Source organism: Micromonospora sp. NBC_00421 (assembly GCF_036017915.1).
GTDB lineage: Bacteria > Actinomycetota > Actinomycetes > Mycobacteriales > Micromonosporaceae > Micromonospora.
In genome coordinates this window covers 2,802,380-2,817,590 of the sequence record NZ_CP107929.1, presented here as the reverse complement: position 1 = coordinate 2,817,590, position 15,211 = coordinate 2,802,380, and the positions used below count along the sequence as shown (strand labels likewise).

The following is a 15,211-nucleotide window of genomic DNA, read 5'->3' as shown; positions in this document are numbered from 1 at the left end:
TAAATCGTTTTAGCGGCCAGGTCGGGGGTGTCCGCACCGGGTCGGGCGGCCTGCGTGGTCGGGCCGGGGCGGCCTATCCGGCCGGGGCGGCCACGGACCTGCGTCGCCGCAGCGGCATCGGGACGAGGGACGCTTCGGCGTCGCCGCCGTCGAGGAGGATCTCGACCGCCCGCCGCCCCATCTGCTCGTGCGGCAGTGCGGTGGTGGACAGGCCGGGACGCAGCCAGGCGGCGATCGGGTCGTCGTCGAACGACACCACCGAGAGGTCGTCCGGGACGGTCAGCCCGGCCTCGGCCAGCGCCTGGTAGGCACCGAAGGCCAGCCGGTCGTTCATGCAGACGATCGCGGTGGGTCGGACCGGCCGGCCCAGCAGCGTGCGCATGGCGGCGTAGCCGTGTTCGGGCAGCCACTCGGCGCAGAAACACTCGGTCAGCAGGTCGACCCCGGCGTCGGCGAGCGCCTGGTGGATGCCCCGCAACCGGGCCCGCGCGGCGAGGGAGACCTCGGCGTCGTCCTCCTTGAGCCGGTTGCGGCCGATCAACGCGATCCGGTCCCGGTGGCCCTGGTCGAGCAGGGTGGTGGCCACGGTACGGCCGGCCCGCTCGTCGTCGGGGAGCACGCAGGGCAGGCTGTCCGGTCCTGTGCTTGTGGCGTTGAGCAGCACCACCGGGCCACCGAGGATGGCCGCCGGGACGGTCAGCCGGCGGGTCGCCATCGCCGCGTAGATCACCCCGTCGACCTGCCGGTCGAGCATGGCCTCGATGGCGTACTGCTCGAAGGTGGCGTCGCCCTGGGTCTCGGTGATGAGCAGCACGTGGTCGCGCTCCCGGGCCGCGTCGAGCGCACCCCGGATGAGGCCGCCGGCGAACCGGGTGGTGGCGACGATGTCGGAGACGAACGCGATGGTGGCCGTCTTGCGGGTACGCAGGCTGCGGGCCGCCAGGTTGGGTCGGTAGCCGAGCTCCTCGGCGGCGGCGAAGACGCGCTGGTGCGCCTCGGCCGAGAGCCGGGTGCCCTCCCGACCGTTGAGGACCATCGACGCGGCGGTCTTGGACAGCCCGGCCCGCCGCGCGACGTCGGCCAGGGTTGCTCTGTTGCGGCCCATCGGTCCTCCGAATCAGGGTGCCGCCACGGGCACCGCTCCCGCCCATCATGATGCGTCGGCCCGCCCGGCCCGGTGTCGGCCGCCGCCTGGCGTGATGTCGGTGGCCATGTGCCCGCTGTCACCTGGCGTGGTGTCGGTGACAGCCCGGACCGGTAGCCCGGACCGGGTGTCGAGCGTGAACCAGACGTTTCCGGACCGTTGCAATTTTGTCCTTGACAGCTCAAGCCGCCGCGCGCATGCTCTGCTAAATCAGTTTAGCGGCTACTTCTGGCAGGTCGGGCGGCACCCTCGGTCGTCCTCCTGGCGCAGCCATGGGTGGCGGCATCGCGTGCTTCGGCGGCACGCCGGTCCCGACGTACTGTTGTGGCTGGTTACCCACCGTGACGGTCTGACGGGCCGGCAGGAACCGCGGTCGGGCACGCGCGGAAGAGTCAAGGAGTCCTCAGTTGGCTACATCATTGACAAAGTTCCCCCGCCGGACGGCGCTCCTGGCCCCCGTGCTGGCGCTGGGGCTGGCGGCGACGGCGTGTAGCGCACCCGGGGCGGACGAGTCGCCGCGCACCGGGTCCGACGCCGCCGTCAGCACCGACCTCGGCACCGACCCGATCACCCTGGAGATGTACGCCGAGACCGGCTTCCCGCTGGCCAAAGCGCTGGCCGACGAGTTCACCAAGCAGCACCCGAACGTCAAGTTCAACATCCGCGAGGACCAGTTCACGGTCATCGTGGAGAACGCGCCCCGGGTGATGGCCTCGGACAACTCGCCCGACATCATCCGGCTCCCCACCATGGTCGACCTGGTCAAGGACGACCTGCTCAAGAACCTCGACCCCTACTTCGACGCGTACGGCTGGGACAAGTTCCCCGCCTCCCAGCTGGTGCAGCTGCGGGTCGGCGACGGCGGCACCACCCGGGGCACCGGCTCGCTGTGGGGGATGGGCCTCGGCTACAGCGTGACCGGGGTGTTCTACAACAAGAAGCTGGCCGAGCAGGTCGGCATGACCCAGCCGCCGGCCACCATCGCCGAGTTCGAGCAGCTCCTGGCCAAGGCCAAGACCGCCGGGGTCCAGCCGATCATGCAGTTCAACAAGAACACCGCGGGCATCAACTTCCCGCACCAGGCGTTGCAGAACCAGTTCGGTGACCCGGCCCAGGTGGCCGACTGGATCTTCCAGAAGCCGGGCGCGACGTTCGACACCCCGGCCGCGCTCAAGGCCACCCAGACCATCCAGAAGTGGGCCCAGGCCGGCTACTTCCCGAAGGACGCCAACGCGCTGGACTACGCCAGCATGGTGGGCGAGTTCCAGAAGAACAACGGGCTGTTCATGTTCAACGGCGACTGGGAGTCGGCCAACCTCGACAAGTCGATGCCCGGCAACGTGGGCTTCTTCCTGTTCCCGACCGAGTCGGCAGGTGGCAAGCACGTGGCGATGTCCGCCCCGAACACCTTCGGCATCGGCGCCAAGGCCAAGAACCCCGACGCCGCCGCGTTCTTCCTGAACTGGGCGCACACCAACGCCACCGCCCGGGAGATCACCGTCAAGCTCGGCGGGTCCAGCCCCGGTGGCCCGAGTGACCTGGCCGTGCCGACCGCCGCGCCGAACACCGTGCTGGCCGAGACGCTCAAGGCGTCGCAGCAGCTCGGCGAGGAGAACGGCGCGGTGGACTTCACCGCGAACGCCACAGGTGGCATCTTCGCCGCCGCGATCACGCCGGAGATGCAGAAGCTGATCGCCGGTCAGCAGACGCCCGAGGGGTACGTGAAGGCGGTCCAGGCCGAGTACGCGAAGGAACTGTCCCGATGACGTCTGCCCTCGGCAGCGCACCGGCCGGGCGGGATGGCGCGCGACCGTCGCCGGATCGTCCCACCCACCCGTCCGCCGCGCGGGCCCACCGACTCCGGTGGGCCCGCGCGGGCGGGACGGGCTGGCTCTTCGTCCTGCCCGCCGTGGTGATGTACGCGATCTTCGTCCTGCGTCCGCTCGTGCTGACCATCCAGTACTCGTTCTACGACTGGAACGGCATCGGGGTGGCCCGCTGGGCGGGACTTGACAACTACCTCACCGTCTTCACCGACAGTGACCTGCTGAAGATCATCGGTAACGCGCTCGTCCTGATCGTCTTCTTCAGCTTCGTCCCGGTCGCGCTCGGCCTGCTGGTGGCCAGCCTGGTCCGCCGGATCACCACCGGCGCGTTCGGCACAGTCGTCCGGACGGTGCTGTTCCTGCCCCAGGTCATCCCCCTGGTGGCGGCGGGCATCGCGTGGAGCTGGCTGCTGTCGACCAACGGTCTGATCAACCAGGTGCTCCGCGCGGTCGGTCTGGGCGGGGTGGCCCGCGCGTGGCTCGGTGACTTCGACACCGCGCTGCCCGCCGTCGGCGTCATCGGCGCCTGGGTCCTGCTCGGCCTCTGCACGATCCTGCTGGTCACCGGGATGAGCAAGATCGACCCGGCGCTGTACGAGGCGGCCCGCCTCGACGGTGCCGGCCCGGTCCGGGAGTTCTTCGCCGTCACCCTGCCCAGCCTCCGCCAGGAGATCGGCGTCTGCCTGACGGTGACCATCATCGCCGCCCTGGCCAGCTTCGACATCGTCTACATCTCGACAAGCGGCGGCCCCGGCCTGCAGACCACCGTGCCGGGCCTGGAGATCTACCGGCTGGCCTTCTCGCAGCGGCAGGTCGGGCTCGCCTCGGCGCTGGCCGTCGTGCTGATGCTGCTGGTGCTGGTCTGCGTGCTGCCGATCCAGCGACTGACCCGAGGGGACAAGTCATGAACCTCAGCCGGCGTGAGAACCTGACCGGCCGGGTCTTCCTGATCGTCCTGATCCTGGTCACCCTGCTGCCGTTCGTCAGCATGCTCTCCGCGGCGCTGCAACCGCGCGGCACCGTGCCCAGCGGCCTGGCCTGGCCGTCGGACCCGCAGTGGGGCAACTTCGCCGACGCCTTCACGGTGGCGAACATGGGCGCGCTGCTGCGTTCCAGCCTGCTCATCGTGGCCGGCGTGGTGCCGGTCTCGGTGCTGATCGCCACCATGGCCGGGTTCGGGCTGGGCCAGCTGCGGGTCCCGGGTGGCCGGATCGTGTTCGGTCTGCTGCTGCTCGGGCTGACCCTGCCGTTCGAGGCGGTGGTCACCCCGCTCTACTACCAGATGCAGGATCTCGGTCTGCTCAACACCAGGTGGGCGATCATCCTGCCGCTGATCGGCCTCTACATGCCGTTCGCGGTGTTCTGGATGCGGGCGCACTTCAGCAACGTGCCGGTGGAGCTGTCCGAGGCGGCCCGGGTGGACGGCAGCACCACCTGGCAGCTCTTCTGGCGGGTCCAGGTGCCGCTCGCCCGACCGGCCATCGCGTCGCTGACCATCCTGATGTTCCTCTGGACGTGGAACCAGTTCCTGCTGGCCATCGTCCTGGTCGACGACCCGGCCAAGCGCACGATGGCGGGCGCGCTCGGCGCGTTCCAGGGTCAGTGGGGCACCGACCTGGTGCTGCTGTGCGCCGGATCGCTGCTGATCCTCACCCCGACCCTGATCGTCTTCCTGATCTTCCAGCGTCAGTTCATCAAGGCCCTGATCCAGGGCTCACTGAAGGGATAGCAGTGGCCACGCAGCCGCAGATCCACGGCGACGCCGACGAACGCTTCGGGCGGGTGGCCGACGTCTTCCGCGACAACTTCACCACCCGGGGGGAGGTCGGCGCAGCGGTCACCGTCTACCTGCGGGGGCGTCGGGTCGTCGACCTGCACGGCGGGACGGCCGACCCCCGCACCGGCAGGCCCTGGACGGCGCACACCCCGGTCACCGTCTTCTCCTGCACCAAGGGCATCCTGGCGATCTGCGCCTACCTGCTGGTGCAGCAGGGCCGGCTCGACCTGGACGCGCCGGTCACCCGTTACTGGCCCGAGTTCGGCCAGCACGGCAAGGAAGACATCCCGGTGCGTTGGCTGCTCACCCACCAGTCCGGCCTGCCCGCGCTCGACCGCCCGCTGACCCTCGACGAGGTGCTCGCCTGGGATCCGGTGATCAAGGCGATCGAGGCGCAGGCCCCGCTCTGGCGCCCGGGTACGGCGCACAGCTACCACGCGATGACGTACGGCTGGCTGATCGGTGAGGTGATCCACCGGATCACCGGCCAGTTGCCCGGCGCGTTCTTCCAGGACGCCCTGGCGACGCCGCTGGGTCTGCGGACCTGGCTCGGCCTGCCGGCCGTCGAACGCGACTCGGTCGCCTGGAACATCGCCCCGCCGCCCGACCCGGAGCCGTTCGTCGACCCGGTGGCCGACCGGGGGATCACCATGGGAGGCGCGTTCGCGTTCCCCGCCGACGACGCCGGCCTGGTCAGCTTCAACGATCCGGCCATCCGGGCCGCCGGCATCCCGGGCGCGGGCGCGGTGAGCACGGCCGACGGCCTGGCCCGCCTCTACGCGGCCTGCGTGTCGCCGGTGGCGGGGCCGCCCGTGCTCGACACCGCGTCGGTGGACGACGCGACTGTGGTGCGGTCCCGGGGGCAGCAACGGCACGGCCCGCCGGACACCGGCCAGCGCTGGGGCAGCGGCTTCCTGCTGCACTCCCCACCGGCCCGGCCGCTGCTCGGCGAGCGCAGCTTCGGACACGACGGCGCGGGCGGCAACCTCGCCTTCGGCGACGACGCCCACCAGGTCGGTTTCGGTTACGTGGTGAACCAGATGCGGGGCATGGGCGACGAGCGCGCCAACCTGCTGACCGCCGCCCTACGCTCCTGCCTGGACGACTGACCGGCCGGGTCCGACGCGTCGCGCCCCGGGTGTCCGATCATCGGATGCCCGGGGCGTACGACGTACCGGCCGCGGGGGCACGCCAGTCGCCCGGCCTGCGCCCCGGGGGAGGTGGGCGGGTCGGAAGCGACGTGGCCGCCACGGAAACCGCCCCGCGTCGGCCCGCTCGGCGCGGAGCCGGTGGGCGGACAAGTCGGAGACGCCCGTTACGAGACCGTGACGTCCGGATTTCCGAGGGGGTGTTGACGGGGGCGATGTGAGCGCTAACACTACCCCGAAAGGTGACAGGTGGTCCCCGCAGTCGGCGGGAGTTCCGGAGAGGAGAAACCTGTGCGCAGGAAATTCCTGGTCGCGCTCGGCGGCGCGGCATTGGCGTTCAGCCTGGCCGCGTGCAGTGGCGGGGGAGCGGGCAGCAGCGGTGACACCAGCGACAAGAAGCCCGCCGACCTGACCATCGGCGTCTCCATGCCGACGCAGACCTCGGAGCGGTGGATCGCCGACGGCAAGGCGGTGAAGGAGAAGCTGGAGGCCAAGGGCTACAAGGTCGACCTCCAGTACGCCGGTGACGACATCCCCACCCAGTCCCAGCAGGTCGACCAGATGATCACGCAGGGCGCGGACGTCCTCATCATCGCGGCCATCGACGGCACCGCGCTCAGCGGCCAGCTGGACGCCGCCGCCACCGCGAAGATCCCGGTCATCTCGTACGACCGGCTGCTCCTGGGCAACAAGAACGTCGACTTCTACGTCAGCTTCGACAACTACAAGGTCGGGGTGGCCCAGGCGACCGCCCTGCTGGTCGGGCTCGGCCTGCAGACCAAGGACGGCGCGAAGGGCACCGCGACCGGCCCGTTCAACGTCGAACTGTTCGCCGGCTCGCTCGACGACAACAACACCCAGTACTTCTTCGGCGGGGCGATGGACACCCTCAAGCCGTTCATCGAGAGCGGCACGCTGAAGGTGAAGTCCGGTCAGACCCGGATCGAGCAGGCGGCGATCCTGCGCTGGCAGCAGGAGACCGCGCAGCAGCGGATGGAGAACCTGCTCACCTCCACCTACAACGACGGCACGGTGGTCAACGGGGTGCTGTCGCCGTACGACGGGATCTCCCGGGGCATCATCACCGCCCTGCAGAACGCCGGCTACGGCAAGGGCGCGAAGAAGCTGCCCGTGGTGACCGGCCAGGACGCCGAGATCGCCTCGATCAAGCTGATCAACGACGGGGTGCAGAGCTCCACCGTCTTCAAGGACACCCGGCTCCTCGCCGAGCAGGCCGTCATCGCGGCCGAGGCGTTCCTCAAGGACAAGCAGCCCGAGGCCAACGACACCAAGACCTACAACAACAAGATCAAGGTCGTTCCGGCGTACCTGCTGCCGATCGAGACCGTCTTCAAGGACGACATCCAGAAGGTGGTGATCGACTCCGGTTACTGGTCGGCCGAAGAGGTCGCCGCCGGTCAGGCCAAGAAGTAAGGCCGATGCGTCGGGCGCGGCGGTGCACGACCGCCGCCGCGCCCGACGCATCGCAAGCCCGCCGCAGGCTTCGACGATCAGGACGCTGACCATGGACGACACCATCCTCGAGATGCGACGCATCACGAAGACCTTCCCCGGGGTGACCGCGCTGGCGGACGTCTCCCTCGCGGTGCGCCGGGGGGAGATCCACGCCATCTGCGGCGAGAACGGCGCCGGCAAGTCCACCCTGATGAAGGTGCTCTCCGGGGTGCACCCGACCGGCTCGTACGACGGCGAGATCGTGCTGGACGGCAAGCCGGTGCACTTCCGGGGCATCCGCGACAGCGAGTCCCACGGCGTCGTCATCATCCACCAGGAACTCGCCCTGGTGCCGCACCTCTCGATCGCCGAGAACATCTTCCTCGGCAACGAGCGGCGCGGGCCGGGCGGCCTGATCGACTGGAACCGGGCCAATGCCGAGGCCGCCGAGCTGCTGGCCTCGGTGGGCCTGCACGAGAACCCGGTAACCCCGGTCATCCAACTCGGCGTCGGCAAACAGCAGCTGGTCGAGATCGCCAAGGCGTTGTCCAAGAAGGTCCGGCTGCTCATCCTGGACGAGCCGACCGCCGCGCTCAACGACATCGACTCGGCGCACCTGCTCGACCTGCTGCGCCGGCTGCGGGACCAGGGCATCACCTGCATCCTGATCTCGCACAAGCTCAACGAGGTCACCGCGATCGCCGACTCGACCACTGTCATCCGGGACGGGCGTACCGTCGAGACGCTCTCCCTGGCCTCCGGGGAGGTCACCCAGGAGCGGATCATCCGGGGGATGGTCGGTCGCGACCTGGACAGCTTCTACCCCGACCGGGTCTCGTCGCCCGGGGAGGAGGTGCTGCGCATCGAGAACTGGAGCGTGCGGCACCCCACCCAGGACCGGCTCGTCGTCGACGGCGCAAGCCTGGACGTCCGCGCCGGTGAGGTGGTCGGCATCGCCGGGCTGATGGGCGCCGGGCGGACCGAGTTGGCGATGAGCGTCTTCGGCCGGTCGTACGGCCGGGACATCCGGGGCCGGCTGTTCGTCCGTGGCCGGGAGGTCCGGGCGCGCACCGTCGCGGAGGCCATCGAGCACGGCATCGCCTACGTCACCGAGGACCGCAAGCGGTTCGGCCTCAACCTCATCGACGACGTACGGCGCAACGTCTCCGCCGCCGCGCTGGGCCGGCTCGCCCGCCTCGGCTGGGTCAACGGCAACGAGGAGATCAAGGTCGCCGAGCAGAGCCGGCGCGAGATGAACATCAAGACGACGAGCGTGATGGCCGTGGTGGGCAAGCTCTCCGGCGGCAACCAGCAGAAGGTCGTGCTGTCGAAGTGGCTGTTCACCAACCCGGACGTGCTGATCCTCGACGAGCCGACCCGGGGGATCGACGTCGGCGCGAAGTTCGAGATCTACACGATCGTCAACCGGCTCGTCGCCGAGGGCAAGGCGGTGATCCTGATCTCCTCGGAGCTGCCGGAGCTGCTCGGCATGTGCGACCGCATCTACACCCTCGCCGCCGGCCGGATCACCGGCCAGGTGCCGGTGGCCGAGGCGACCCAGGAGAACCTCATGGATCTGATGACGAAGGACAAGGAGCGCGTGGGATGACCAGCGTCAAGACCTCATCGCCGCCGTCCCCGCCGCCGGCCGACAAGAGCCCGGGCGTCGCCCTGCACGCCGGCACCAGCGACCTGCGCGCGCTGATCATGAACAACCTGCGGCAGAGCGGCATCTACGTCGCACTCGTCGTCATCGTCGGGTTCTTCGCCGTGCTCACCGACGGGGTGTCGCTGAGCCCCGGCAACATCACCAACATCGTCCTCCAGTACTCCTACATCCTGGTGCTGGCGATCGGCATGGTGATCATCATCATCGGCGGGCACATCGACCTGTCGGTGGGCTCGGTGGTCGCCCTCACCGGGGCGGTCTCCGCCGTGCTGGTCATCCGGGAGGGCTTCCCGTGGTGGGTCGGCGTCCTGGCCGCGGTGGCGGTGGGCGTCGCGGTCGGCGCGTGGCACGGCTTCTGGGTGGCGTACGCCGGCATCCCGGCCTTCATCGTGACGCTCGCCGGCATGCTGCTGTTCCGCGGCCTGACCCTGCGGGTGCTCGACAACATCTCGCTCTCCCCGTTCCCCGCCGACTACCAGCAGGTCGCGGCCGGTTTCCTCAACGGGCTGCTCGGCGGGGACGGTTTCGACGCCTTCACCCTGCTGATCGGCGTCGTCGCGGTGGCCGGGTACGCGGTGAGCGGTTTCCGGACCCGGGTGGCCCGGATCCGCTACCAGCAGCCGGTGGAGTCGTTCCCGCTGTTCGTCGCCCGGGTGGTGCTGGTGGGCGCGGTCATCATGTACTTCGCCTGGCAGTTGGCGCACGCCCGGGGCCTGCCGATCGTGCTGATCATCCTGGCCGCGCTGGTGCTGGTCTACGGCCTGCTCACCCGGCGTACGGTCTTCGGCCGGCAGGTCTACGCGATCGGCGGTAACCTCTCGGCGGCGACCCTCTCCGGGGTCAAGGTGCGGACGGTCAACTTCTGGATGTTCGTCAACATGGGCTTCCTGGCGGCGGTGGCCGGGGTGATCTACTCCTCGCGCTCCAACGGCGCCCAGCCCGCCGCCGGCAACATGTTCGAGCTCGACGCGATCGCCGCCGCGTTCATCGGCGGCGCGGCGGTCACCGGTGGGGTCGGCACCGTGGTGGGAGCGGTGGTCGGTGGTCTGATCATGGCGGTGATGAGCAACGGCATGCAGCTGATGGGCGTCGACCAGTCGATCCAGTCCGTGGTGAAGGGCCTTGTGCTGCTCGTCGCGGTGGCCTTCGACGTCTACAACAAGCGCCGCGCCGGCTCCTCCCGCTGACGGCTGCGGCGCTCGACCGCACCCCGGTTCCCGGGCCAGGCACCCCGTGACGCGTCGGTTCACCGACGGCGTCGCGGGGTGCCGGCTTCTGTCCATAGACCGTGTCGTCGATGTTTCGGCTTGACGAGCATCATGTTATCGCTCACAGTCTATGGATAGTCGAAGCCGTTCCCGCAGTGGCTGGTCGGCATCCTCGACCGTCCGCTGCCCGCGTCGCGCGCCATCGCGGACGCGCCGCCGTGTGAACGTTGACATCGGCGGGCTTCGAACAATGCGACGACGGGCCCGGGCTGTTCCGGGCCACCGTCGATCGCCCGTTCGTGAAGGAGGGTCATGGTAGCCATGGGTGAGGTCCCGATCGTGGGACGGCGGCGACGCGGCTGGTGGTCGCGGGCCGTCGCCGCCCTGTTGACGCTGCTGGTCGGCGGTGGGCTCGTCGTGGTCGAGGCGACCGGGGCCGCCGCGGCGACGGTGGACACCAACGCCTGGTACGTGTTGGTGAACCGCAACAGCGGCAAGGCGTTGGACGTGTACAACCGGGCCACCAACGACGGCGCGCGGATCACCCAGTGGACGCGCGGTGACGGCACCAACCAGCAGTGGCAGTTCGTCGACTCCGGCGGGGGCTACTACCGGTTGAAGGCACGACACTCGGGCAAGGTCCTCGACGTCTCCAACCTCTCCACCGCCGACGGCGCGGCGATCGTGCAGTGGACCGACGGTAACGGCACCAACCAGCAGTTCCGGTTGGCCGACTCGGCCGACGGCTACGTCCGGTTGCTCAACCGCAACAGCGGCAAGGCGGTAGAGGTGCAGAACGCCTCCACCGCCGACGGCGGGAACATCGTCCAGTACGGCGACTGGGGCGGCACCAACCAGCAGTGGCAGCTCGTCCGCGTCGACGGCGGCACCACCCCCACGCCCACCGCCACCCCGACCGCCACCCCGACCACGCCGCCCGCGAGCGGCTCGTTCACCAACCCGGTCGTGTGGCAGGACTTCGCCGACGTCGACATCATCCGGGTCGGCGACGCGTTCTACATGTCCGCCTCGACCATGCACTACTCGCCGGGCGCCCCGATCCTGCGCTCGTACGACCTGGTGAACTGGGAGTTCGCCGGGCACTCGGTGCCCAAGCTGGACTTCGGCGCGAAGTACGACATGTCAGGCGGCCGGGCGTACGTCAACGGGATCTGGGCGTCGACGCTGAACTACCGCCCGAGCAACCGCACCTACTACTGGGCCGGCTGCATCGACTTCGCCAAGACCTACATCTACACCGCCGCCGCGGTCGACGGGGCCTGGAACCAGCACTCCACCATCAACAAGTGCTACTACGACGCCGGCATGCTGGTGGACGACAACGACACCATGTACGTCGCCTACGGCAACACCCAGATCAGCGTGGCGCAGCTGTCCGCGGACGGCAAGAGCGAGGTCCGCAGCCAGCAGGTGTTCTCCACCCCGTCGAGCGTGGGCACCCTGGAGGGGGCCCGGTTCTACAAGCGCAACGGCAGCTACTACATCTTCCTCACCCGGCCCGCCAACGGGCAGTACATCCTGAAGTCGTCGAGCCCGTTCGGCCCGTACGAGATGCGTCAGGTGCTGCTCAACATGCCCGGTCCGATCTCCGGTGGCGGCGTGCCGCACCAGGGCGGCCTGGTGCAGACCGCCGCCGGGCAGTGGTACTACATGTCCTTCGTCGACGCCTACCCCGGTGGGCGGGTGCCCGCGCTGGCCCCGATCACCTGGACCGCCGACGGCTGGCCGCAGATCCAGACGGTCAACGGCGGCTGGGGCGCGTCGTACCCGAACCCGCTGCCCACCCGGCCGGTCAAGCCGCTGACCGGCACCGACACCTTCAGCGGCAGCACCCTCGGCCCGCAGTGGGAGTGGAACCACAACCCGGACAACACCAAGTGGTCGGTCAGCAACGGCCTGCGGTTGCAGACCGCGACGGTGACCAACGACCTCTACGGCGCCCGGAACACGGTGACCCACCGGATCCAGGGGCCGACCTCCACCGCCACCGTCGAACTCGACTACTCGGCACTGCGCGACGGCGACCGGAGCGGGTTGGCGATGCTGCGCAACTCGTCGGCCTGGATCGGCGTCCGGCGCGACAACGGGGCCACCCGGGTGTCGATGACGAACAACCTCACCATGGACGGCAGTTGGCGGACCACGAACACCGGTACGGAGATCGCCTCCGCCCCGGTGAGCGGGGGCAGGATCTGGTTGCGGGCCACCGCCGACATCCGACCCGGGTCCGGCCGCCAGGCGCGGTTCTCCTACAGCACCGACGGCACCAACTTCACCTCGTTGGGCAACGCGCTCACCCTGGACAGCAACTGGCAGTTCTTCATGGGCTACCGGTTCGCCATCTTCAACTACGCCACCCAGGCTCTCGGTGGCACCAGCACGGTCCGCCAGTTCACGCTCAGCACGCCCTGACCCACCCGGGCTTCGGCCCACACGGAACGGGGCTGCCCCGATCGGGGCAGCCCCACTCCTGCGACCGCCGGTCCCACACCGTCTCGCCGCGGTGTCGGTCGGACCGGCGGCCGATCCGGGCCGGTTCCTACTGGTTGGCGACCAGCCGCCACCGGTTGTCGGCGCTTCCGTTGTCGGAGTCCTGCACGGCCTGCGCGCCCTGCGCGGTCGAGCCGTTGAGGATGCCGAGCAACTTGCCGCTGTTGACGTTGCGGATCTTGTAGGTGCCGTCGCCCTGGTTCAGCAGGACCCAGCGGTGGTCGGCGGTGCCGTTGTCCGCCCACTGCAGGACGCGGGCGTTGTCGGCGGTGGACATGTTCTCGACGCCGAGGACCTTGCCGCTGTTGACGTTGCGGAACCGGACCGCGTCGCCGTCGGTCACCACCACCCAGTTGTGGTCGGCGGTGCCGGAGTCGCCCCACTGGAGGGCGAGCCCACCGTCGGCGGTGGACATGTTCTGGATGCCGAGGACCAGGCCACTGCCGACGTTGACCAGACGCGAACTGCCGCCGCCGTTGCTGCCGCCGGTGGTGTTCCAGTAGACCGTGTAGTTGAAGCCGTGGGCGTCGTAGAACGGCCCGAGGTTGACCGTGGACCCGTTCGCGGTGGCGGTGAACGCCAGCGTGCTGGTGCTGGTCCGGGTGACCGACGAGACGTTGAGCGACGGCAGGGCGCTCAGGGCGGTGTTGCCGTAGTTGCCGGCCAGCACCGCCGGGCCGTAGGTGAGGGCGCCGACGTTGGCGTTGTCGTTGGCCTGCTGCACGACGACCTTCATCGGCAGTCGGACGGTGATGGTGTCGCCGGCCGCCCAGGTGCGGGTGACCGTGGCGTAGCTGCCGGGGTTGGTGGAGACGCTCTGCGTCTCGCCGTTGACGGCGATCGTCGCGCCGGTGGCCCAGGCCGGAATCCGGACCCGGATGCTCCACGAGCCGCTCATCGTGCCGTCGAGGGTGAGCGTGCTGGTGTCGCTGGCCGGGTAGGTGGTGCTCTGGGTGACCGTGATCCCGCGCTGCGACCAGGTCAGCACCGACGGCACGAACAGGTTCACCGTCAGCGTGGTGTCGTTGTAGAAGTAGATCGAGTCCATCAGCTTGGTGTTCGCCTCGATGCCGGTGCCCTGACAGCACCAGAACGAGTTGTAGTCGGTGCTGAAGGTGCCGCCGCCCCAGGCCGGGCCGACCCCCCGGCGTCCACCCGGCTTGAGCGGGGTGAAGTAGGTGACGTGGCCGTGGCCGTCGGCCGGGTTCTGCGCGCCGACGACGTGGTTGAGCAGGGCGCGCTCGTAGTAGTCGAAGTACGCGACCCGGTTCGGGTCGAGCAGCCACAGCTCCCGGGTCAGCTTGAGCATGTTGTGGGTGTTGCAGTGCTCGCAGGTGTCGTTGCTCAGGTAGCCGGCGATCGCGTTCGGCGGCCGGAAGTGCTCGGCCTGGCTGTTGCCGCCGATGACGTAGGTGTGCGCGTTGACCGTCATGTTCCACGCGTTGCTGGCGATGTCGCGGTACCGGGTGGTGCCGGTCGCCTTGAACTCCCGCGCCGCGCCGATCCACTTGGGCACCTGGGTGTTGGCGTGCTTGCCGTTGAGCTGGTCGGAGTTGGCGGCGAGCGGGTTGAACACGCCTGCGTGGTCGAAGCGCTGGGCGACTGTGAGCCAGCGCCCGTCGCCGGTGTACTGGTAGATGTCGGTAAGCGCCTCGTTCATGCCACCGAACTCGGTCTCGAGCATCGACTGCATCTGGTTGTAGCTCAGCCGCGAGGTGCGGGTGTCTACCCAGCCGGCCAACGCCAGCAGCACCGAGCGGGCCTGGGTGTTGCCGATGTAGCGCCACACGTCGAGCAGCCCGATGAGGGTCTTGTGGATGCAGTAGTAGGGGACGTTGCCGTTGGACAGCGTCCGGGCCTCCAGCGCCGAGAAGTCGGACTCCGGGAAACCGGACAGGTAGCCGGCGGTGAACCCGGCGGCGCCGTTGTTGGCCTGGCACTTGGCCAGCTCGGCCACCATGTAGTTCGCCTTGTCCCGGCAGGTGGTGTCGCCCAGCACCGCGTAGGCCTGGGCCCAGGCGGTCAGGAAGTGCCCCTGCATGTGGGTGCGGAACGGGAACGTCGGCGCGTCCCAGCCACCGTTGGAGGCGGCGTTGTTGGTGCCGAGCCGGTGGTTGGCCCGGAAGTTGCGGAGCATCCGGTCGACATCGACGAACCGCAGGTAGCTCAGCGTCCGGTTCTGGTTGTCCAGCAGCCGGCCTGCGGTCAGCCGGACCTGACCCAGTTCGAACGGGTACGCGGCGACACCGAGGTCCGCCCGGGCTGGGGGGACCACCAGCGCTGCGGCGGCCGGCGTCGCGCCGAGGAGGGTGCCGCCGGTGGCGGAGACGAGCGCGGTGGCGCCCGCGGCCTGCAGGAGTTGACGTCGGTTGAGGGACGGGGACATGGTGACCTCCAGCGTTACCGGACCAGGGGCGGACGCCCGTCCGGGGACGTGTCGTGCGGGACTGGGTGGTGTGGTACTGGCGGTCCG

10 protein-coding genes are annotated in these 15,211 nt (G+C 69.5%); 8 read left to right on the top strand and 2 right to left on the bottom strand.

Features of this window, described 5'->3' with window-relative positions:
* Positions 1 to 73: 73 nt before the first annotated feature.
* Positions 74 to 1,105 (bottom strand): LacI family DNA-binding transcriptional regulator, encoded by a 1,032-nt coding sequence (locus OHQ87_RS12225; protein WP_328347929.1) that lies wholly within the window; start codon positions 1,103 to 1,105, stop codon positions 74 to 76.
* A 458-nt stretch (positions 1,106 to 1,563) separates the two neighbouring features.
* Here OHQ87_RS12225 and OHQ87_RS12220 point away from each other — a divergent pair, with 458 nt between their 5' ends.
* The 8 genes from OHQ87_RS12220 (at position 1,564) to OHQ87_RS12185 (ending at position 12,660) form a co-directional block, all read left to right on the top strand.
* On the top strand, positions 1,564 to 2,910 hold the full coding sequence (locus tag OHQ87_RS12220) for an ABC transporter substrate-binding protein (protein WP_328347927.1): 1,347 nt from the start codon (positions 1,564 to 1,566) through the stop codon (positions 2,908 to 2,910).
* Positions 2,907 to 3,878 (top strand): carbohydrate ABC transporter permease, encoded by a 972-nt coding sequence (locus tag OHQ87_RS12215; RefSeq protein ID WP_328347925.1) that lies wholly within the window; start codon positions 2,907 to 2,909, stop codon positions 3,876 to 3,878. Before OHQ87_RS12220 ends, OHQ87_RS12215 begins: the two co-directional genes overlap by 4 nt.
* Positions 3,875 to 4,699, top strand: coding sequence for a carbohydrate ABC transporter permease (locus OHQ87_RS12210; RefSeq protein WP_328347923.1), 825 nt, complete (start codon positions 3,875 to 3,877; stop codon positions 4,697 to 4,699). The genes OHQ87_RS12215 and OHQ87_RS12210 overlap by 4 nt, the downstream gene beginning before the upstream one ends.
* 2 nt (positions 4,700 to 4,701) lie before the next feature.
* Positions 4,702 to 5,856: a serine hydrolase domain-containing protein gene (locus OHQ87_RS12205; RefSeq protein ID WP_328347921.1), complete on the top strand. Its 1,155-nt coding sequence runs from the start codon at positions 4,702 to 4,704 to the stop codon at positions 5,854 to 5,856.
* A gap of 330 nt (positions 5,857 to 6,186) precedes the next feature.
* Positions 6,187 to 7,329, top strand: coding sequence for a multiple monosaccharide ABC transporter substrate-binding protein (gene chvE, locus OHQ87_RS12200; RefSeq protein WP_328347920.1), 1,143 nt, complete (start codon positions 6,187 to 6,189; stop codon positions 7,327 to 7,329).
* Positions 7,330 to 7,420: 91 nt separating this feature from the next.
* Positions 7,421 to 8,959 (top strand): multiple monosaccharide ABC transporter ATP-binding protein, encoded by a 1,539-nt coding sequence (mmsA, locus tag OHQ87_RS12195; RefSeq protein WP_328347918.1) that lies wholly within the window; start codon positions 7,421 to 7,423, stop codon positions 8,957 to 8,959.
* Positions 8,956 to 10,206 (top strand): multiple monosaccharide ABC transporter permease, encoded by a 1,251-nt coding sequence (gene mmsB / locus OHQ87_RS12190; RefSeq protein WP_328347916.1) that lies wholly within the window; start codon positions 8,956 to 8,958, stop codon positions 10,204 to 10,206. Before mmsA ends, mmsB begins: the two co-directional genes overlap by 4 nt.
* A 333-nt stretch (positions 10,207 to 10,539) precedes the next feature.
* The gene (locus OHQ87_RS12185; RefSeq protein ID WP_328347914.1) at positions 10,540 to 12,660 is read left to right on the top strand and encodes a family 43 glycosylhydrolase; all 2,121 of its coding nucleotides are present in this window, start codon (positions 10,540 to 10,542) and stop codon (positions 12,658 to 12,660) included.
* Positions 12,661 to 12,787: 127 nt separating this feature from the next.
* Here the strand turns inward: OHQ87_RS12185 and OHQ87_RS12180 are convergent, their stop codons facing one another.
* Positions 12,788 to 15,124 carry a beta-L-arabinofuranosidase domain-containing protein gene (locus OHQ87_RS12180; RefSeq protein WP_328347912.1) on the bottom strand — a complete coding sequence of 779 codons (2,337 nt, stop codon included), beginning with the start codon at positions 15,122 to 15,124 and terminating at the stop codon, positions 12,788 to 12,790.
* Positions 15,125 to 15,211: the final 87 nt, after the last annotated feature.